The following is a 21,191-nucleotide window of genomic DNA, read 5'->3' on the forward strand; positions in this document are numbered from 1 at the left end:
ATACAGGCGTAACCCTTTTTATATACAAAAAGTAGCTTGAAAACACATACTCATTTTGAATAAAGTTTACTTAAAATGAATTCTCTTTCCTTTTTTACAAAGGTGTTAGAGGGTTTAGCCTTCGTTCCATTACTAAGGAGCTCATCTATGACCTATCCTCAGCCTCGAATCCAATCAACTATGAAACTAGAAATCTACATTTATTTAATAGACGGCTTATAAAACGATCGATTATCCAGCGGAAATAATCGTTCAGTAAATTCTCCCGGTGCTGTTTTGCCTAATGCTCGTGCTAGCATGTTCATCTTTGCATCAATATTATCTATATAATGTAAAATTTCCGCTTCTTGAATCATCGGTTTTTTCGGGCTGCCCCATTCTTCTTTACCGTGGTGAGATAGCACCATATGTTGCAATAGCATAACTTCCTCGCCCTCGATCTCTAGTTCACTAGCAATCTTGGCAATTTCATTGACCATAATCGTAATATGACCAAGTAAATTCCCTTCAACAGTATACATTGTGGCAACTGGGCCTGATAGCTCAACAACCTTACCGATATCATGCAGAATAATTCCTGCATATAACAAATCTCGATTTAATGTAGGATATAAATCAGCAATTGCTTTTCCTAGTCTTAACATGGACACCATATGATCCAATAGACCAGATGCATAATCATGATGATTTTTCGTTGCAGCTGGATATACTAAAATAGCATCCTGATGTTTTTTAATAGCTGCTCGTGTAATACGAGAAATACTTGGATTTTTAATATCAAAGAAAAATTGCGTCAATTCTTCATATAATTCTTCTTTTGGAGTTGCTGAGGAAGGAACTAAATCATTAATAGCAATTCCCTCCTCCGGTTTTGCTACACGGATTGATTTTATACGCAATTGGTTTTTGCCACGGTAGTCATGAATTTCCCCACCTACACGGACAATTGCCTCAGCGTGATACATTTTTTCATGATCATCATTTGTATCCCATAGCTTTGCCTCAATATCTCCACTTTTATCTTGTAATAACAGTGACATAAATGGCTTTCCAACTGTCGTAACTCCTTTTGTCGCCTGTTTAATTAATAAAAATTGATCAACTGATTCTCCAACCTGGAGCGTCGTAATACCCTTCATGTTGACGCCACTCCCCTTTCATTTGCTAGTGCTCCAACATTGACTATTTGGTCTTTCTGCCAATGCTCAAGCATCCCGTCATGGCAAGTAAAATATAAAATTTGACGTTCATATCCTACTTCTTTCATTAATTGTACCATTTTGTCTGTACGGTTTCGATCAAAATGGACAAAAGGATCGTCCATAATAAATGGAAATGGAGCAGAAGTTGTCAGTGTTTTTGCTAGTGCCATGCGCAACGAAATATACGCTTGCTCCTTCGTAGCCTGTGATAATTCTGCCATTTGATAACGTACTCCAGAAACATCCTGTGTCACAAAATAGCCTTCATCATTAATTAAAAGCTTGTCGTAACGTCCACCTGTTAACAAATTAAATAGTGCATTAACCTCTGTCAAAACATAGGGTAGTTTTTCTTCTCTTAGGCGGAACAATGTTTCATGAATCGCAGTAGCCAATGCCTTTTTTGTAGCCCATTGCCCGATAAGCTGTTGCAGCACTGATTTCTCCTCTTCAAACTGTTGAAGTAATTGACCATATTTCTCGTCATTTAGAAGATTGTCCTTTTGGATTTGTAGTGTCGCGCGTTGTTCTAGGCATTGATCTATAGCTGCCCGCATTGCGCCACGCTCTTCTTCTAAAGCAAGTAGTTTTTCTTTAAGCTGTTTATCGTCTATTAATGACTGTTCGTTGTCTACATTCAGCGAGGCTAGCTGACTCTGAATGGCTTGAAGTTCTGTTGTTATTTTTTGTTGTTGCTCAAATTGTTCATGCGTTTCATAATATGCCTTCTCTGTTTGAACATTTGCAGCATTATATAACTGAGTAATTTCAGACTCATAGCTGGCTATATGTGATTGAACACCTTGAATTTTGGTCTGAAGGCTAGTCAGCTGCTCTTTTGCTTGTTGGGATACCTGTTGCTCCTGCTGTAAAGTAAGGAATGTATTACGTAAATGCATAAAGATTTCTTGCTCACTATAATCTGCTTGTAAGACTCGCTGCACTTGTTCTAGGAACTCGATTTTCTCCGCTTGTACCGTTTGTAGAACAGTAAATGTACTCCTCTTTTTTGCTGCTAACTCTTGAGCACCGCGAATGCGCATAAACAGCTCTGGTAATAATGTTTTCGGTATATTCCCCTCTATCCGATAGCTCCTTAAAAAATGTTGAAGCGACTGGGTGGCCTCTTCACTCACCTGCTCAGCCCGTTGAATTTTATATTCAAGTTTCACATATTGACGTTCTTTTTCTTGCTGTTGCTCATTCACATGTAACAAGCGATCTTCAAGTTTTTGTTTTTTCAGCAGGATGGCTTGAGCAACATTTTCCTCCTGCTCTAACTCACGTAATTGCTGATATTGTTGTTTACTCGGCGCTTCATGTGCTTGTCTAGCAAATTTCAAATATAAAATAATGAACAGCGACATAACCGCTCCTACAACGACGACAGCCATTTTTTTTTCCATAACACCATAAATAAACGAAAGCATACTTATAGCTAACACAATAAATATAACAATACTTGGTTGTTGTTGTTTTGAGCGTTGCGACCTTCCAAAGCGCAATTGTTCAAGCTTTCGCTTACGTTGAGGCCACTGTGCTAAAATATGTTCTTCCTCTGTTGATAATGACTCCTGCTGAAGCTGTTGTTTTAGTTGCGCAATTGTATCTAATTCTGCATGTAGTTGCTCCAACGAACGCAAATGAAATTTCAGCTCTTCTTCTGCTTCTTCTAATAGGCTTAACTGTTGTTGAAACTGTTCTTCTTGCTGTAATGACACTGTTTCCTCGAGCAAAATATCCTGCGCCGTTTTTTCCTGAACACCTAACAAACGAAACTGTGCTTCTATTTCTTGCTCAATTAAATACAGCTCATCCATTAAGTTCTGTTCCTTAACAACTAACTGATTCCATGTTGCTTCCCTATTTAAAAGTCTAGACATATCAGTAATAGCCTGCTCGTCAACCGTTAATTGAAGCTTATTTTGTAGTTCCTGATACTGCTCGTTTAGCTGCTGCAATTGTAATGTTTCATGCAAAAGCCGATCCTTTAATTGCTCATAACGTCGGATCCCTTCCGGCGGAAACTGAACATGTTCATAGTTTTTTCGCGTCTGCTCGAAAGCTTTTTGCTGTTTTAAAAGCGGCATAGCCTGCTGGAGAATTGTAAGCCGCTGCCAATTTTGCTGCTGTGTTTTTTGCTGACTATATAACTCTTCTAGCCTTTGATCGAGCTGTTGTAATTGTAATAATTTATCCTCAAAGGTCTGAATATTACTTTGTTCTTGTTTAATTGTGCGTTCTAGCTTTTTCACATGCTCCAATTTTTGATTAATGAGTGGCACTTTGCCTGTTTTTTTAAAAAGCTCACCAGCCTCTTTGTCCATCTTCTTTTCTAAAAACGATAGCTGTTGAATCCCTGTTGTCCCAGAGGCAAGCAACAAATGCGTGAGCTCTTCTTCTGACATTTTTTCAATGCCTTGTAGTTCATGTAATGAAAAGGAGAATATAGACTCAAAGGAGGCCTTTGAATAACCATATAATAGTTTTGCTAAAAGTTCCTCATGTCCAATTGTTCCGTCTTCTAGATAAACTGTAACGTCCCCAGCCGCCTTTCCTTTAATGCGTTCTATCGTGCATTGCCCATACGTTGGATGCCCAATTGTTAGCTGACCACCGAATTTCGTCGATACTTTCGGCTCATATTTGCGCTGTGTCTGCTGTCTCGTCGGAAATCCGAAAAGCATTTGTAAAATAAACTGTTGAATGGTCGTTTTACCCGCCTCATTCATACCATAAAAAATGGTAACGCCTTCGTGTAAAGTAATGGTGATGTTTTCATGCTTACCAAAGCCATATATTTGGATTTTTTGTATCGTTAGCATGTTATTCACACCCTTTGAATTTCTTCTGCTAATAATTCTTGCGCGTTGTGCATTAAATTTTTAATGTCCTGTTCTGTTAAAGGCTCGATCAGTCTTGCACCACCCGCATGTTGGTATAATTCCTTTAAAATATCCTTCCATTCAGAAATGTCCCATTGCTCCATTAGATTCATCACCGATTCAGTCGCAGCAGTATGCTCATACAATACGGATGATTGATGTAACACAAGCTTTTGTACCCAGCACATCGGTTCAATCCCATCCTCAGCTTCTCGAATTGTTTCTAGCCATGCATCAACTGTAGCATGCTCAAATAAAGATTGTGATTGTTCATCTATATTTTTCAAATGTAGTTCAACAACAGATGCCCCATATTCTTGACGATTAAACATCAGTGCTTCTTCACATTTTTTAAGGAGTTCATTTGCATGAAACACATTCGTACAATCAATCTCTACCGTGTTATAAACAACAGCAGATGTAGGTACAAATTCCAAATCAGTAGAGGTTTGTGACAAGGTTACGTCATAGAAACCTTTTATCCCCTGCTCTTTCCGATGTCGGCTTTGAATATTGCCTGGATAAACAATCGGTGGATTTTGATGTAAAAGTTGTCGTTTATGAATATGCCCTAAAGCCCAATAATGATAGTTTTTTTCAAGAAGTTGATCTTTTGTGAACGGTGCATAAACAGCATGTGAGGTATCACTAGCTTCACTACCATGAAGCATACCAATATGAATCGCATGTTCGTCCTGTGCAATAGGATAACTATCAATCATTGATTTCGTTATATGACGGTCACTATAGCTGAAGCCATAAATATTAACTTGCTGACCACGTATTTTTAATTGCACAACACTTGTTTCAGCTGGTAATTCATAAACGTTGCTCGGTAAAGCAAAGCGGGTCCATGCACCATTTAAGTGATCGTGATTACCATAGCTTAAAATGACCGGGATATTATGCTGAAAGAGTCTTTCCATTGCCTCTTGAAATCTTCTTTGTGCCTGCAAGCTACGATTTTCGCCATCATATATATCACCGACGATCAGTAAAAAATCAGGTTTCTCCTGAATAGCTTTTTGAATAATTTTATCAAAAGCTTCAAATGTACTCGTTCGAATCTTTTTGAAGTTTTGCTCTGGTAAACCAAATAAGCCCTTAAACGGACTATCTAAATGTAAATCCGCCATATGAAAAAAACGAATTGCTGACATCCAATCACCTCAAGTAATAAATAATCTATATCTTGTCGTCATTCTTTCATCACTCGCAATGCAGTAAATACTTCAGTACATTAGAGGATCATCACAAAAACGTGTGGTCGATTGCCGTTCCGACTGAGCGCCTTGTGCTCACGCTTCGCTTACGTACAGTGCAAAGCTTCCTGAAGTCATTCACAACCTTTGGTGATGAACCACATTAGTATCAAAACTCCAACAATTTACCAATTGCTATTTACCTCATTTTTATCATGAGATATTCGTGAATTACGTCGAAACCGAATATTTGTTCTATTTTATCATACTTCACGCTAGTTGAGAAATGTATTCAAAGAATGTTCATTTATAGTATTGCCTCAAATTTCCCATAACTTTCATAATTTATCGAAATTTTCGCTAGTTTTACCGTGAAGTTTATAAATCTTCTATGTATAATAGATATATATTAAGTAAAAGGGTGGGGTTTGTATGGAGAATTATCGTTTTACAGCTTTTGAAAAAACTGGGGAAACATTATTTGATGAAACATGGACATTCGAAAACGATGAGGCTGCAAAAATCAACGGTCTACAACAAATCGAAGAAAAAGGTGTTGCCAACAAAACTCATCGCCTTGTGAACTCCTCAGGTAAATTAATTTTATTTCATGTCTAAAAATGGCTATTAAAAGGCGCGTAGAAAAGCTTACTACGCGCCTTTTCACTTCCTTTTAGCGGGTGTTTGGACGCCCACTGAAAGAAGTAGTTAAATTTATTTTCCTACAAAGGCAGGTGCTCTTTTCTCTACAAACGCCTGGATTCCCTCTAAATGATCAGCCGTTTTACGCATCGCTGCTTGCCCCGCTGCTTCCATTGATAAAACACTCTCTAATTGCGATAAATTTTGAGCATGAAGAATTTTTTTAGTCGTAATCATCGATGCAATTGGAGAAGCAAGCATTTTTCCGACTAGTTGGTCAGTAATCGCAAAAACAGTCCCATCTGGTGCAACATAGTCAATTAACCCTTCATCATGCGCTTCCGATGCAGTTAATACTTTGCCTTCCCAAATCATTTGCTTAGCTTTAACAGTACCCACTCGTTCCTTCATAAAGAAATGACCGCCACCATCTGGGATGAGCCCTATACCTATGAAATTCATAGCGAGCTTACTATTTTCACATGCCACAACTATGTCTGCTCCTAACGCTAGACTAAAGCCTAATCCAGCTGACGCCCCATGAACTGCTGCAATGACGATCATCGGTAGCTGATAATATGCCTTGACAATACGTGTTAAATAAACCATTGCATTATGAATATCAAGTGGCTTATTTGAATCTAGCATCGCTTTAATATCGCCACCTGCGGAAAAGACCTTCCCTTCCCCACGAATAACAAGAATTTGTATTTCTTGTTCTTGTTGCAGTGCTTCGAAGCATTCTGCTAGTTCACGCATCATCACATCGTCCATGGCGTTCATGGCATGTGGTCGATTTAATGTTAATGTTGCACGGCGATCTAATTTTTCTAGTGTAATTGTTGAAAATTCCATCCCAATACCCCCAAATATGAATAGTCATTCACTATCTATTATTCGTGTTTTTTTAGAAAACTCCTTCTCTCCCACGCAAAATAGCACTTTATATGCTATATTTAACTTCCCTCTGAAAGAAGTCTTCCACTTCTAAACGTGGGGGGGGGACAGTACTAGTGAAAGCGGGAGATGATTTCGGTTAGGTGTAGGCGAAAGAAGTCTCTTTTTTTTGACATGACATGATATAATCAGCTTTAGATAGATGAAAGGTTGTTTTATCCCCGAAATATCAAAATCCATGAATACTTTTATTAGAAAATAAGGTGTGTGGTCAAGTAATGGAGTCCCTTTCTCTTGTGATTGTAGGTTTGTAGCAGACAGAGACTGAAATGCCGCCATCAACATGAAACAAGAAGAATTGCGCCTATTAGCGTTAGTATAACAAAAGAACTTTTGGAACAAGAGGGATAGCTCGGTCAGTTTTCGTTGGCTACTAAAAGCAACGATGAGTCGAGAAGCCCCCACTTCAAAAACTGTTAGGTTTTAAGTGGTGGGTAGTTCACGGACGAATATTGATTTAAAGGTGGTTAATAATTGTGACACAGAAAGACTATCGTGTATTACTTTATTATAAATATATAGCTATTGAAGACCCTGTAGCATTCGCAGAGGAACATTTAGCAGTTTGTCAAGAAATCGGGCTTCTTGGCCGTATTTTAGTTGGATATGAGGGTATTAACGGGACGGTTTCAGGTACAGTCGAGCAAACTGAAGCATATATGAATCATATGAAGGCAGATCCTCGTTTTAGCGATATAATGTGGAAAATTGATGAAGCTGAAGGGCATACCTTTAAAAAGATGCATGTGCGCCCTCGTCGAGAGATTGTACACCTTGGTTTAAAAGATGATATTAATCCTTTAGAAATAACAGGGGATTATTTATCACCAAAGGAATTTATGGAGCGTATGCAGGAAGATAATACAGTAGTTATAGATGCACGTAATGATTATGAATATGACCTCGGACATTTCCGTGGTGCAGTGCGTCCAGATATTGAAAACTTCCGTGATTTACCAGCTTGGATGGAGGCTCATAAAGAGGATTTTGCTAATAAGAAAATTTTAACTTACTGCACGGGTGGTATTCGCTGTGAAAAATTCTCTGGTTGGTTAAAACGTGAAGGCTATGGAGAAAGTGTAGGTCAGTTACATGGTGGAATTGCCACGTATGCTAAAGATTCTGAGGTAAAAGGTCAATTATGGGATGGGCAAATGTTTGTCTTTGATCGACGTCGTAGTGTACCGATTAATCAGGTTGAGCATGTTATTGTCGGCAAGGATTTCTTCACTGGTGAACCGACAGAACGTTATACAAACTGCGCAAATCCCGAATGCCATAAATTAATGCTGTGCGAGGAAAAGCATGAAGCCTTCTATATGCGTAGCTGTTCAGACGAATGTCGCCGTGCAAAACGCAACTTTTTCGTTGAAGAGAATGGTTGGACAAAAGAGCAAATTGAGGAACAAATAATTAAAATCGCTGAAGTGCAAAATTCCTCTTTATAAGAAAAAAGAGCATCATCCATTTGTGGTGATGCTCTTTCATATTTTTCGTGCATTTACCTAAGCAGATATTTTTAGTACCCGAGCGATTTCACATGGCACCTAATCACTTTCTTGTCTTACCCGAGCACCCCTTTAGCTAAGTAACGCCCTACCTGTAGGCCACTAAATAAACAACCACCAACAAATGTCCCTTCTAAAGCACGGTAACCATGTACACCGCCACCGCCAAAACCACTAACTTCCCCAGCTGCAAATAAACCCGGGACAGGCTGATTATTTATTCCTAACACTGCACCATTCAAATTTGTCTGTAAGCCTCCTAATGTTTTCCGCGTTAAAATATTTAAACGTACCGCAATAAGGGGCCAATTTCGGGGATCTAATATTTTATGAGGCTTCGCAACGCGCACAAATTTATCACCAACATAGTTTCTTGCGCCATGAATAGCATTAACCTGTAAGTCTTTTGTAAATTTATTGTCCATTTCACGATCCCTTGCTAAAATTTGCTCTTTTATTTTGATAAAATCAAGAAGATCATTACCAGCCAGCTTGTTCATCCCTGCAACTAAATCCTTTAAATCGTTGGCAATCACAAAATCTTCACCATGATTTTTAAATGCCTGAATTGGACCTGGTGCTCCTGGCAAAACACGTTTCAGAACATCACTAATACGTTTATTTGTTAAATCAGGATTTTGTTCAGAGCCTGATAATGCAAATTCTTTTTCAATAATTTTTTCAGTTAAAATAAACCATGAGTAATCATAACCTGTTTTTTGAATTGCCTCTAATGTGCTTAACGTATCAAAACCCGGAAAATTTGGTGCTCCAAATCGATTGCCTTCTGCATCAAACCATAATGAAGAAGGGCCGGGTAAAATTCGAATGCCGTGATTTGGCCAAATAGGGTCCCAATTTTTCAAGCCTTCTGTATAATGCCACATGCGGTCTCGATTAACGATACGTCCCCCCGCATGCTCAGTAATTTCTAACATTCTGCCATCTACATAAGCAGGTACACCACTGATCATATTTTTCGGTGGTGTACCTAGTCGAGCAGGCCAATTTTTTCTGATTAAATCAAAATTTGCCCCTATCCCACCGCTCGCCACAATAACCGCTCCCGCTTCATAAGAAAATTCACCAATACCTAGCCTAGAGCTTTTTTCACCGCGAATTGCATAGCTTTCAGCCAACACTGTTCCACTAATCCCTGTAATCCTTCCATCTTGTTGAATAAACTCATCAACACGATGTCTTGGTTTAAAATCTATATATCCATCTTTTACGGCCTTTTTCACTTTTTCAGCAAAAGGCTTTACAATGCCTGGCCCAGTTCCCCAAACAATATGAAATCTAGGAACCGAATTTCCGTGGCCGCCTGCTAATGATCCACCACGTTCTGCCCAACCGACGACAGGGAAAAACTTAATACCTATAGACTTTAACCAACTATATTTTTCACCAGCTGCAAATTCAACATAAGCTTTGGCCCATTTATACGCCCACGAATCTTCATCCTCCAAGCGATCAAAGCCAGCCGTTCCTTGCCAATCTTGCCACGCAAGCTCTTTACTATCCTTAATACCAAGCCTTCTTTGCTCGGGTGAATTTACTAAAAATATACCGCCAAAGGACCAGAATGCCTGTCCTCCCATTGAATTTTCAGGTTCTTGATCTACTAAAACAATTTTTTTCTTTGCATCTGCTAACTCACAGGCAGCTACTAATCCTGCCAGTCCCGCACCGACAATTGCTACATCATACATCAGTCAATACCCCCTAAAAATCAATCTTTCATTACTTACATTCTTCTCTAAAGGACCGTTTACCTTCTACACATTATAAATTTGACAAAAATGTGACAAGAAAAAACGTTCGCTTTCTTCCACTAAACAAAGAAAGTTATTATTCACATAATCCATTTAACACCAATATATTTCCGTATAATTTTCGACCTCAAATATTTGTTGAACGCCCATGTAATCAGACTTAGCATCTATCGGCAGCGCTTTCATTGTCCTTTCTAAAAAGACGAACGATGATTAAATAAAAACAATATAACGTTCGCCTCTAGTCCCTTTCCAGACTTTCAAAGTCAAGATTTTTAATATTTTTTAGAAATATTGTTGACAAAGGTGAACAATAAGGATTATGATGTTAACAAATTTAATCACACGAAAATATAACGACGGAGACATGCTAGTCGCAAGAGAATCCAAAGAGAGCTGATGGTTGGTGTAAATCAGCGATTTCTACGATAATAGTTCCACTCCTGAATAGATAAGCCGAACATCTCCAAAGTAAGCTTATCCGTCACATGCACGTTACGCATATTGCTAAGACTGCTAGAAATCTTTCAAGCAGTGATTAAGGGTGGTACCGCGAACCAATGTTTATTCAGCCTTTCGCCCCTTACAACACAATCTTTGTGTTTGTAAGGCGCGGAAGGCTTTTTTATTGTTTTTTAGAAAGGAGATTGTTTGCATGCTGTAAAATATTTAGTTTTACAAAATTCAGACTGTTTCGTATATAAAGAACTCTAAAAAATTTTTAATTAAAAGGAGCTAATTACAAATGACTACTGCAACAAAAACAATTAACGTATTTATCGCTGACCCACTAAGTGAAGATGGTATTTTCCCACTACGACAAGAACAAGATTTAGACTTAAATATCATTGTTGATACTGGCCTTGCACCAGAAGAATTAATCGCAAAAATTGCGGATGTAGATGTTTTACTAGTACGTTCTCAAACAACGGTAACACGTGAAGTAATTGAAGCGGCTAAAAACTTAAAACTTATCGGACGTGCTGGAGTGGGTGTAGACAACATCGATCTAACTGCGGCAACTGAACACGGCATTATCGTCGTGAATGCACCAGACGGTAACACTAACTCTGCTGCTGAGCACACTATTGCAATGATGACTTCACTTGCTCGTCACATCCCACAAGCATTCAATACACTTAAAAATGGTAAATGGGATCGTAAATCTTATGTTGGGGTGGAGCTTAAAAATAAAACGCTAGGTGTTGTAGGCTTCGGTCGTATCGGTGTTGAAGTTGCTTATCGTGCAAAAGGTCAACGCATGAACGTTATGGCATACGATCCATTCCTAACAGATGAACGCGCTAAAGAGTTAGGGGTAACAAAGTCAACAGTTGAAGAAATTTGTGCAACTGCAGATTTCATTACAGTACACACACCGCTTCTTCCTGAAACACGCAACCTTATTAACAAAGAAAAATTCGCTATGATGAAAGATGGTGTGCGTATCATTAACTGTGCACGTGGCGGTATTATCAATGAGGATGATTTATACGATGCAATCGTAGAAGGTAAAGTAGCGGGTGCTGCTCTAGACGTATTCGTATCTGAGCCAGCAACAGATCACAAACTACTTACTTTACCACAAGTAATCGCAACACCTCACTTAGGTGCATCTACAATTGAAGCACAAGAGTCTGTAGCTGTAGACGTTTCAAACGACATCATTAAATTTTATAAAACAGGTACTGTAACTAACCCAGTAAACATGCCATCTATTCCAAAAGAGTTACTAGCACAAGTCGAGCCTTTCTTTGAATTAGCTGAAAAACTAGGCTCATTCTTATCTCAACTTACAACTGAGCCTGTAAAAGAAATCAACTTATCTTATGCTGGTGACGTAGCAAATTATGATGTTCGTCCATTAACGTCAAACGCTTTAAAAGGCTTATTAGCTAAAAACCACGGTAATCATGTGAATGACGTAAATGCTCGCTACTTATCTGAACGCATCGGTATGAAAATTAATGAGCATAAAACTACAACTGCTAAAGGCTTCACTAGCTTAATTACGATTGAAATCAAAACAGTAAACGAAACACACACAGTTGCTGGTACATTATTAAATGGTTTAGGTGCACGTATTGTTAAAGTTGAAGACTATGTTGTTGACGTTATTCCACAAGGTCACCTTCTTTACATTAAAAATACTGACAAACCAGGTGCAATCGGCCGCGTAGCAACAAAGCTAGCAGAAAAAGATGTGAACATCGCAACAATGCAAGTTGGTCGTGCACAAGTTGGTGGTACAGCAGTCATGATGTTAACAATCGACAATGCTGTAACGGAAGAAGATTTAACATTCGTTGCGAAGCTTGAAAATATTGATGAAGTAAAAGCGATTAACCTATAATATATTGATTTATAAGCAGGGAGTACAAATACTCTCTGCTTTTTTATTTTTGAAGATTATCATCTTAACGTAGGGTTGATTTCCGTTCCGACTGGGCGCTTTGTTGCTGCCGCTCCGCTTTCGCACAGATAAAACATTTGTAGCTGACGCTTCGCTTTCGCTACAGAAAACATTTGTTGCTGTCGCTTCGCTTTCGCTACAGAAAAACATTTGTTGCTGTCGCTACAGAAAACATTTGTTGCTGTCGCTTCGCTTTCGCACAGAGCAAAGCTTCCTGGGGCGTCCGATGAGCCCCAAGGAGTCGCCTAGCCTCCACTGTTTGCAGGTATTTTATTTGCTATCTATTTACTGATGCATTCCATACACGCTACGATTATATATGGCTTATTTACGCTCTACTCTATTATGTAAATTTATTATCGTAAAAAAGCAGGTAAGCCCCGAGGTTAAATTAGTATCACAAGAGACTAAAAAATGTACTGATCCTTTGATAAATCAGTACATTTTTGCTTATAGCTTATTGACAAGTTCTAATAATGCAGTTAACGAATCAACCTCATATGTTGGAGTGACAACACCATTTGGTGTATTGTTTTCACGATTGATCCAAACATTTCTCATACCAACACGAGATGAACCTAAAATATCCGTATTCAAATTATCTCCTACCATGATCGCATCGTCTGCTGTAATATCTGCTTTCTCCATTACATACTCGAAAATAGACGCATCTGGTTTCCCTTTGCCAAAGTCCCCAGAGATAATAATATGGTCAAAATATGGCGCGATTTCTGGTGTAATTTCCAGTTTTAAATTTTGTAAACTTGGTGCCCCATTTGTCAGTAAAATGAGTTGATACTTTCCTTTCAGCATGTCTAGCACATGAAAAGTATCTTCATATAAGAATGGTGACACTTTTCGCTCTGCGACAAAGCGCTCCCCTAGCTCCGCCCCTAGTTGTGCATCCTCAATGCCAAGAGCTGCTAAGCCTTTTGTCCACGCTTCTGTACGATAGCCCGGTACGATATTTTTCATTTTTTGGAAGGAATCTGTTGGATCATCAAATGTTCCCCAAAGTCCTTCAAATGGGTTAATGCCGATTAACACCGTATAATCATATGTTTCGTAGCCTTCGTAAAGTGCACGTGCTTCTTTACGCACAGATTCCTCTAACTCAGCCGCATCTACATTATGTATTGTTGCTGCATATTCACATGTTTTCTCAAATGCTGTTTTAACGGATTTTTTATCCCATAATAGCGTATCATCTAAATCAAAAATAATTGTGTTAATTGACATTGTGTCAGCTCCTAGCTTCCTATTAGTATAATTATTTTAGCATATATTCAAAATATTTAGCATAGCGTTTTAGGCATTCTCGTGCTCGAGTTGGCCTGTAAAAATTGGCTCATCTCCATAAAGAGAGGTGCGAAAGCGTAGTGCCAACGAAGCGACAGCCGCACGATGTTGGTCACTAAGCTGTTATCACAGGACGGGATGCTTTTAGCCTTCGTTCCTTTATTGCTAATCCCCAACAAGTCGAGCGATCATATGGCATACGCTTTAACAAATTTCATCTCCATCTTCAAGTGATACTTCTTCACTCTTGAACTATTGTTTTTTCTTACGCAATCTATCCATTAAGCTTTGTATTTCTACCTTTTTCTGCTCAGTTTCTTCTTTTAAAATTTCAATTTGATAGATGCCATCCATTTCTTCAATAAGCACGCGATCGCCAACCTGTACTGTTTTATTCATGGCAGACTGTAAAATGATTAGCTGTTCCTCTTCCTCTGGGTACTTCAAAAAAACTGCATATCCATCTTCAATACGGTCTAAGGTGTATTTAGTCGAGCTCACTAACAAGTTCCCCTTTCGCATTACGTAATTGAGCAGCATCCCCATCGTTCAGCCAAATCTGTTTCTTTGTCCATTTCAAATAATTTTGACCGTCTCGTGCATTCGAGCCACTTGTGACATAAATCGTCTTCCCTGGCTGCAATGTTACATTCGGGAAGTTAAAAACTTGATTCCCTTCAATCGATATAAGCTGCCAATCTTTTAAAGACACTGCTTCATTACCATTATTTTTAATGCCTACAATTTCTTCGATTAAGTCCTTACTAACAATCTCAACACTTGCACTAGTCGTTTTTGGCGCTGAGACACTTGAACTAGTTTTTTGTGGTGCTGAGGCAATTGATCCAGACCATTCTTTTGAATTCACGTCATAGTTTACCCCATCTGTTGAGACGATAACAGTCCCTGCTTCTGCAGTTGCGTAAATTTTACTGCCAAGTACTTGTAAACGCTCAACTACTTCAGCATGCGGATGACCATACTTATTGCCCTCTCCATAGCTTAAAATTGTCACCTCAGGATGTACTTTCTGAATGAACTCCGCAGAGCTACTCGTATTAGAGCCATGATGACCTGCCTTTAAAATCGTTGCTTTCACATCGTTCTGCATCATCTCTTTTTCTAACGCTATTCCTGCGTCGGCTGTTAATAAAAATGATACATTGCCATAAGTAACTTTTAAGACAATGGAAGCATCATTATTATCTGTTGCATGCTCATTGGCATTTAACACCTTCACATTAATATCATCATCAAACGCTATACTATCCCCTGTTTTTGGAACATTATAAGGAATATTCTTTGTATCAATTAGTGTCAGCATCTCTTCAAAAGTTTGAGATGTATGTACCTTCCCTGAATCATAAAATTGTCCTATATCTATCGAGTTCAACACAGGAATTAAACCACCAATATGGTCTGCATCAGGATGGGTTGCGACCACTATATCAAGCTTGTTCACACCAAGCTCCTTCAAATATGAGACAACCTTTTGACCAGCACCTTTAACCCCTCCATCAACAAGCATTGTCTTGCCGTTTGGGGATTCAAGAAAAATCGAATCTCCTTGTCCTACATCAATAAAATGTACACGCATTTCATGTCCTGCAGTGACGGCTACTTTTTTCGTATTTAATGTTTCCGTACAGCCTGCTAATAAAAAAATACAAAAGAGCATTACTATTAATTTTTTCATCTACTTACTTCCTTTCTATTTTTCTATTATACAAAAAAGAGAGCTACCCATGGGCTGCTCTCTATGTCTAATCAATTATGCCTCGGCACAATTGCGTTCAGATTCGGTTTTGTACTTGCACATTGAGATACCCGCTGAAAATTAATTTAAAATCTGATTCATCTCACCACCTAAAGAGATGGGAGATTTCTATATCTGTCGCTTTTGCTTTCGTTACATAAAATAATTGCTGAAAGAAGTTAAACTAAAATCCACCATAAGATCATTGTTACGACAATAGTGACTAGCCCTTGTAGTAAGGTTGCAACTGTTTGCGCTTTGTATGCTTGTGTCACTTCCATTCCGCTATACTGTGTAATCACCCAGAAGAAACTATCATTGACATGGCTAACTGTCATTGCCCCAGCACCTATCGCCATGACTACTAATGCTAACGGTATCGCTCCTCCAATTCCAAGTGTGGCTAACATTGGTGCTACAAGTGTAGATGTAATAACAAGTGCTGTCGTTGAAGACCCCTGAGCTGTTTTCAATGCTGCTGCTACGATAAATGGCACAATGAGGAATAGGCTTCCTGAAGCAAACATGCCTAAATCCATTTCTTGCAGCATTTCCCCAACACCAGCATTTTTTATTACTGTACCAAATGAACCGCCTGCTCCAGTAATTAATAAAATAGGAGCTGCTTCTTTTAAACTTTCACCAATCCAACCAGTTAACGTATTTTCACTAATTTCTGGTAATAACAAAAATGCTGCTAAGACACCTAAAAATAAAGCAACTGTTGGAGATCCTAGAAATCTGAAAATCACATTTAATGTCGATTCTGGATCACCAACTAATGCAGCAATCGAACCAATACCAATTAATACGATAGGTAGTACAATAGGTAAAAATGCTTTAAACGTTGATGGCATTTTACCAAAAGATTTTATGACTTCCTCATAATCTAATGCTTCTACTTCATCTTCTGGTACGCGAATTTTTGTCGCTACTTTCACCGACCATAAATACCCTACAAATGTTGCTGGAATCGCTACTATCAACCCGATAACAATAACTGTTCCTAAATAATCTGATGCACCGATATTTCCAGCTGCAGCAATTGGCCCTGGTGTTGGCGGTACTAATACATGTGTAGCGAAAAGCCCTGTCGCTAAAGCTACAGCCATCGAAGCAATTGTTACATTAGCACGCTTAGCTAAAGATTTCTGTAAGCTCGATAAAATAATAAAGCCTGAATCACAAAAGACTGGGATAGAGACGATATAACCGATTAATGACATTGCTAATTGAGGACGCTTTGGACCAACAACTCGTAATACCACTTCTGCCATTCGATAAGCTGCCCCTGATTTTTCTAATATTAAACCAATTATTGTACCTGCTATAATAACTAAACCGATGCTTGTCATCAACCCACCAAAGCCGGTGTTAATGCTTTCAATCACTGTTAATAAAGGCATTCCCGAAACAATTCCAACAAAGAATGCGCTTATTAATAAGGCCAAAAATGGATGAAGCTTTAACTTTGCTGTTCCAAATACAACAAACAATACCCCTATTAAAATAATGATGAACAACATTTACTCATCCCCCATTTGTACGTAATACTCAAATATCCTTTTTGTTTTTAGACGAATAAATTCATAAGGCTTTTGCATTGCCTGCTGAACACTAATCTTCTCATCTACTAATGACTCAACAACATTAAAGTAGTTTAGTAGCGCAGGTTTATCAATTTCATCAATAGCCCCTGACAACAAAATAGCCTGTGCATTTGCTAATTTTGCTACCTTCGCTACCCCTAAAGGCGCCTTTCCATGCAATGTTTGACAATCCGATTTACCTTCACCTGTAATAACAAAACCAGCACCTTCTAAATGTTTTTTTAGCTGCACTGCATCAATTACAATATCAATGCCCGCATGAAAACTACCGTTTAAAAAGGCTACTAATGCACCTCCCATTCCCCCTGCCGCACCCGCCCCTTTGAAGTCATGTAGTCGAATGCTAAATTGTTTTTCAATAATATCTGCAAACCGCTTTAGGCAGCTATCAAAATAAGCTATTTGATGCTCCTTCACACCTTTTTGAGGTCCAAAAATAGCTGTTGCCCCACAATCTCCAATTAGTGGATTGTCTACATCACATGCAATAATAAATTGCGTTTCATTCAATCGAGCGTCTAGCTGACTAGCATCAATTAAAGCTAAATCTAATAGTGATGACACCCCCTCGGAAATTAAAGTGCCGTCTTCTTTTTTAAATTGAAGTCCAAGTGCCTTTAACATACCTACACCAGCATCATTTGTAGCACTGCCGCCAATTCCGATAATAAACTTCCTAAATCCTGCATCAAGAGCAGCCTTTATAAGCTGTCCCGTTCCATACGTTGATGCAAGCTCAGGATTTTTTTCTTTCTCCCGTAACAGCATAATACCGGATGCTTGAGCCATTTCAATTACACATGTTTCATTATCACCGAGAACACCATATTTTGCTTCAATCTCTCTCCCCAATGGGTCAAGTACATATTGTGAAATATATCGACCATCTGTTGAGGCGATAAGTGATACTAGTGTACCTTCTCCACCGTCTGCAACGGGAAGAATAATTGTTTCAATCGATTGATTAACATCCATGATTCCTGCCTGCATTGCATTAGCCACCTCGATGGCCGATAAAGTGCCCTTATAGGAATCTGGACTAATAACGACTTTCATTTTATACCTCCATAATTCTTTCTATAACACAATTAAGTTAAGCGCTTACATTTATTATAATGACAATAAATTCAGAAAACATTATAATGAATGTATAAATTAACTGTAATATAACAGATGTTTTTTATGCGAGGTGTATAAACATATTAACGAAAAAATTAGCAGAAGATATCGTATATCAAACAATGTTACGATTACGTCGCAACATTAATGTCATTAGTCCAACCGGTGTCATTTTAGCTTCTGGCGATAAAATGAGAGTTGAGAATATTCATGAAGGCGCACTCTATGTTGCCAAAAACAAGGAGACGCTTATTATTAATGAGGAAAATATAGACCAGTATCCAAACACTAGGCCTGGCATTAATATGCCTATCATGTATCAGGATGATGTCATTGGTGTTATTGGGATTACAGGGGATTCTGAGGACATACTAGAAATCGCCAACCTTGTCCAATTAACAACAGAAATCATGGCACATCAAGCCATTATCGAATCAAAAAGTGAATGGCATAGAAAAAATAATGACTACATATTTGAAGCACTAGTTCATGGTAGCATGCTAGATGCGGCATTACAGGAACGGATCCATAAGCTGCCATTTCCACTAGTAGCACCTTTTCAAATCCTACTAGTAAGCTTAGATGAACCCTTATACACAGAGAATAGCATCCCTTTCTTCCTAGAAGATCTATTTTATAAGCAGCCTATACTTTCAGGATATAGTCAACTACATGAATACTATATTCTGTTAACAAGTTGTGAGGACAATACACAGCAGCAAATAATGAGGGCATTGCGGAAAAAGCAACAAAAACTTCATTCCTTACAGATTGGAGTTGGTCCAACCGTCCAACATTTATCTCAGTTACCTCATAGCCACCATGGTGCTAAAACGGCACTAAAGTTTGCCCTGATTAATAAAGAAATCACTTATTTTGAAGATATAGAGTTATTCTCTCTTTTTAAAAATCAAGATTCGGAGAAGGTTCGAGCATTCCATCAACGTGTTCTCAAAAGCATGAATGCAAAGCAACTTGAAACATTACAAGCTTTTTTTAATTGTAATTTACAGCTTAAACTCTGTTCCCAACAGTTAAATATTCATCGTCATACGCTCACCTATAGACTAAATAAAATTAGAGAGCTAACAGGCTACGATCCTCAATATTTTGAAGATGCTGTTATATTAAAAATGGCGTGTGATTTAAGAAAATTATAACGAGATTTTATCGGAATGTTTTTTAATTTTATCGGAACATTTTGTGGTTTTATCGGAATCTTTTACTGGTTTATCGGACCATTATCGCGATTTATCGGAATAAAAGAGGCAATCTGAACACTACATCAGATTGCCATCATTTTTTATGCCTTATATAACTCATCTAAAAACTCAATTTTTTTACCGATTGCCTCTTCAAATGTCATGATGTAAGCAGCAGGATCTTTTGGATTATGGAACTGCGTAATCTTCCCTGTTTCAGGATGTACAAATTTAGAGGATGCACCACAGCCAATCCCTAAAATTGTCTGTACTTCTTCCATTATGACAATATTATAGATACTTTCTTCACCAGCTTTACTGTAGCCGACATTTTCTAAATTACCTAAAATGTTTTTTTGACGATATAAATAGTATGGTACATAATCATTTTCCTTCGTCCATACTTGTGCCATGTGCATCATTTTTGCAACAGTATCACGGTCTGCTACCTTGTACTTATCCTTATTACGCGTCATTTCCGATGCACGCTTAAATGATAATGTGTGTACCGTTAGCGATTCTGGCTGCATTTTTGCAGATTCATCTAATGAATGCTGGAACTCATCAATTCCTTCATTCGGTAAACCAATAATTAAATCCATATTAATGTTATTCATGCCTGATTCACGTGCTAACCAAAACTTATCAATTGTTTCCTGTACCGTATGATGACGCCCAATTGCTTTAAGTGTTTCATCTGTATACGATTGTGGATTAACACTTATTCGGTCAATGCCCCATTTTTTTAACACGTCTAGTTTTTCAGGCGTAATCGTATCAGGTCTACCCGCTTCGACAGTTACTTCACGGATTGTCTCAGGGTGTGGGAAGGATTCATGCATTGTCTGATAGAGTGCATCCATTTCATGTGCCTCGATAGATGTCGGTGTACCACCACCCCAATAAATGGATGTGATTTTCATATTATTTTCTTTCAGCCATTTCCCCATTTCACGTAGTTCAATATGCAGCCCATCTAAAAATGTAGCAACACGCCCTTGTTTTCGATTGCTGCCAATCGCATAGGCTGGGAACGTGCAATAGGCACATTTAGTCGGGCAGAAAGGAATACCGATATAAATACTTATTTCTTTACCGATTTCATCTATATCAGGAATCGTCACTAACTGACGAGCCACTATTTCTTTAAGTAGTGCTACCTTTTCTTCTGACAGACGGAAATCACGAATAAGAATATTTGCTATTTCATCCTCACTCTTCCCAGCTTGTCGGAATTTATGGTAAAGCTTAGTTGGACGCACACCTGTTAAAATTCCCCATTGCTGATGCATTCCCGTATGTTGCTCTAGCACATCTAAAAATACGTGAGATAAAGCACGCTTCATACGAATATTTAGCTCACGTCCTTCAGCCTCCGTTTCATATTGAATACGGTAATCATTCGTATAACGCTTACCGTCTACTTCTAGAACAGCTTTTGTAGAAATTGAGAAATCATTCCCAACATTATGTTCGAATGATACTGCCATATCGGTTCCTTCAGACTCTACTGTTAACTTGGAATCCTCAAAAAATAAATTCGCAATATGATTTAATACGCGAATCCAATCCTCAGGATATTTTTGATCTATGTGAATAAATTTCATTTTCTTCGCTCTTT

15 protein-coding genes are annotated in these 21,191 nt (G+C 38.4%); 4 read left to right on the forward strand and 11 right to left on the reverse strand.

Annotated features, from left to right (window positions below):
* Positions 1-200: 200 nt before the first annotated feature.
* From yhaM to PVA17_RS08610, 3 genes are read right to left on the reverse strand one after another with little or no spacing between them, the layout of a single operon-like run.
* Entirely contained in the window at positions 201-1,139 is a 939-nt protein-coding gene (yhaM, locus tag PVA17_RS08600; protein ID WP_132364024.1) for a 3'-5' exoribonuclease YhaM, read from the reverse strand.
* On the reverse strand, positions 1,136-4,027 hold the full coding sequence (locus tag PVA17_RS08605; RefSeq protein WP_274067456.1) for an ATP-binding protein: 2,892 nt from the start codon (positions 4,025-4,027) through the stop codon (positions 1,136-1,138). Before PVA17_RS08605 ends, yhaM begins: the two co-directional genes overlap by 4 nt.
* Positions 4,028-4,032: 5 nt before the next feature.
* Entirely contained in the window at positions 4,033-5,247 is a 1,215-nt protein-coding gene (locus PVA17_RS08610) for a metallophosphoesterase family protein (RefSeq protein ID WP_132364026.1), read from the reverse strand.
* A gap of 474 nt (positions 5,248-5,721) precedes the next feature.
* On the opposite strand from PVA17_RS08610, the gene PVA17_RS08615 reads away from it, so the two are divergent.
* Positions 5,722-5,907, forward strand: coding sequence for a YhzD family protein (locus PVA17_RS08615; protein WP_132364027.1), 186 nt, complete (start codon positions 5,722-5,724; stop codon positions 5,905-5,907).
* A gap of 96 nt (positions 5,908-6,003) precedes the next feature.
* Here PVA17_RS08615 and PVA17_RS08620 read toward each other — a convergent pair whose 3' ends face one another.
* Positions 6,004-6,786 (reverse strand): enoyl-CoA hydratase, encoded by a 783-nt coding sequence (locus PVA17_RS08620; RefSeq protein WP_274067457.1) that lies wholly within the window; start codon positions 6,784-6,786, stop codon positions 6,004-6,006.
* 578 nt (positions 6,787-7,364) lie between these two features.
* Here PVA17_RS08620 and trhO point away from each other — a divergent pair.
* Entirely contained in the window at positions 7,365-8,336 is a 972-nt protein-coding gene (gene trhO / locus PVA17_RS08625) for an oxygen-dependent tRNA uridine(34) hydroxylase TrhO (protein ID WP_274067458.1), read from the forward strand.
* 116 nt (positions 8,337-8,452) lie between these two features.
* Here trhO and PVA17_RS08630 read toward each other — a convergent pair whose 3' ends face one another.
* Positions 8,453-10,111: an FAD-binding dehydrogenase gene (locus tag PVA17_RS08630; RefSeq protein ID WP_274067491.1), complete on the reverse strand. Its 1,659-nt coding sequence runs from the start codon at positions 10,109-10,111 to the stop codon at positions 8,453-8,455.
* A gap of 805 nt (positions 10,112-10,916) precedes the next feature.
* On the opposite strand from PVA17_RS08630, the gene serA reads away from it, so the two are divergent.
* Positions 10,917-12,524 (forward strand): phosphoglycerate dehydrogenase, encoded by a 1,608-nt coding sequence (serA, locus tag PVA17_RS08635; RefSeq protein ID WP_132364031.1) that lies wholly within the window; start codon positions 10,917-10,919, stop codon positions 12,522-12,524.
* Positions 12,525-13,034: 510 nt separating this feature from the next.
* Here the strand turns inward: serA and PVA17_RS08640 are convergent.
* The 5 genes from PVA17_RS08640 to PVA17_RS08660 form a co-directional block, all read right to left on the reverse strand.
* Positions 13,035-13,823 carry an HAD family hydrolase gene (locus PVA17_RS08640; protein WP_274067459.1) on the reverse strand — a complete coding sequence of 263 codons (789 nt, stop codon included), beginning with the start codon at positions 13,821-13,823 and terminating at the stop codon, positions 13,035-13,037.
* A gap of 312 nt (positions 13,824-14,135) precedes the next feature.
* Positions 14,136-14,384: a DUF3006 domain-containing protein gene (locus PVA17_RS08645; protein WP_132364033.1), complete on the reverse strand. Its 249-nt coding sequence runs from the start codon at positions 14,382-14,384 to the stop codon at positions 14,136-14,138.
* Complete coding sequence (locus PVA17_RS08650; protein WP_274067460.1) at positions 14,371-15,579, reverse strand: MBL fold metallo-hydrolase; 1,209 nt, start codon at positions 15,577-15,579, stop codon at positions 14,371-14,373. Before PVA17_RS08650 ends, PVA17_RS08645 begins: the two co-directional genes overlap by 14 nt.
* 239 nt (positions 15,580-15,818) lie before the next feature.
* Positions 15,819-17,165, reverse strand: a complete 1,347-nt coding sequence (locus tag PVA17_RS08655) for a GntP family permease (protein ID WP_274067461.1) — start codon at positions 17,163-17,165, stop codon at positions 15,819-15,821.
* The gene (locus PVA17_RS08660) at positions 17,166-18,305 is read right to left on the reverse strand and encodes a glycerate kinase (protein ID WP_274067462.1); all 1,140 of its coding nucleotides are present in this window, start codon (positions 18,303-18,305) and stop codon (positions 17,166-17,168) included.
* A gap of 143 nt (positions 18,306-18,448) precedes the next feature.
* On the opposite strand from PVA17_RS08660, the gene PVA17_RS08665 reads away from it, so the two are divergent.
* Positions 18,449-19,528 carry a CdaR family transcriptional regulator gene (locus PVA17_RS08665; protein ID WP_274067492.1) on the forward strand — a complete coding sequence of 360 codons (1,080 nt, stop codon included), beginning with the start codon at positions 18,449-18,451 and terminating at the stop codon, positions 19,526-19,528.
* Between the two features lie 143 nt (positions 19,529-19,671).
* Here the strand turns inward: PVA17_RS08665 and PVA17_RS08670 are convergent, their stop codons facing one another.
* Entirely contained in the window at positions 19,672-21,177 is a 1,506-nt protein-coding gene (locus PVA17_RS08670) for a coproporphyrinogen III oxidase (protein ID WP_132364043.1), read from the reverse strand.
* Positions 21,178-21,191: the final 14 nt, after the last annotated feature.

It is taken from the genome of Lysinibacillus sp. CNPSo 3705 (genome assembly GCF_028674935.1).
In the GTDB taxonomy this organism is placed as follows: domain Bacteria; phylum Bacillota; class Bacilli; order Bacillales_A; family Planococcaceae; genus Lysinibacillus.

Excerpts from the sequence above, each read along its gene's own strand:
- PVA17_RS08660 (WP_274067462.1), bottom strand. The coding sequence starts at position 18,305 with ATGAAAGTCGTTATTAGTCCAGATTCCTATAAGGGCACTTTATCGGCC.
- PVA17_RS08640 (WP_274067459.1), bottom strand. The coding sequence starts at position 13,823 with ATGTCAATTAACACAATTATTTTTGATTTAGATGATACGCTATTATGG.
- PVA17_RS08655 (WP_274067461.1), bottom strand. The coding sequence starts at position 17,165 with ATGTTGTTCATCATTATTTTAATAGGGGTATTGTTTGTTGTATTTGGA.
- PVA17_RS08650 (WP_274067460.1), bottom strand. The coding sequence starts at position 15,579 with ATGAAAAAATTAATAGTAATGCTCTTTTGTATTTTTTTATTAGCAGGC.
- PVA17_RS08620 (WP_274067457.1), bottom strand. The coding sequence starts at position 6,786 with ATGGAATTTTCAACAATTACACTAGAAAAATTAGATCGCCGTGCAACA.
- PVA17_RS08610 (WP_132364026.1), bottom strand. The coding sequence starts at position 5,247 with ATGTCAGCAATTCGTTTTTTTCATATGGCGGATTTACATTTAGATAGT.
- PVA17_RS08605 (WP_274067456.1), bottom strand. The coding sequence starts at position 4,027 with ATGCTAACGATACAAAAAATCCAAATATATGGCTTTGGTAAGCATGAA.
- PVA17_RS08670 (WP_132364043.1), bottom strand. The coding sequence starts at position 21,177 with ATGAAATTTATTCACATAGATCAAAAATATCCTGAGGATTGGATTCGC.
- yhaM (WP_132364024.1), bottom strand. The coding sequence starts at position 1,139 with ATGAAGGGTATTACGACGCTCCAGGTTGGAGAATCAGTTGATCAATTT.
- serA (WP_132364031.1), top strand. The coding sequence starts at position 10,917 with ATGACTACTGCAACAAAAACAATTAACGTATTTATCGCTGACCCACTA.
- PVA17_RS08615 (WP_132364027.1), top strand. The coding sequence starts at position 5,722 with ATGGAGAATTATCGTTTTACAGCTTTTGAAAAAACTGGGGAAACATTA.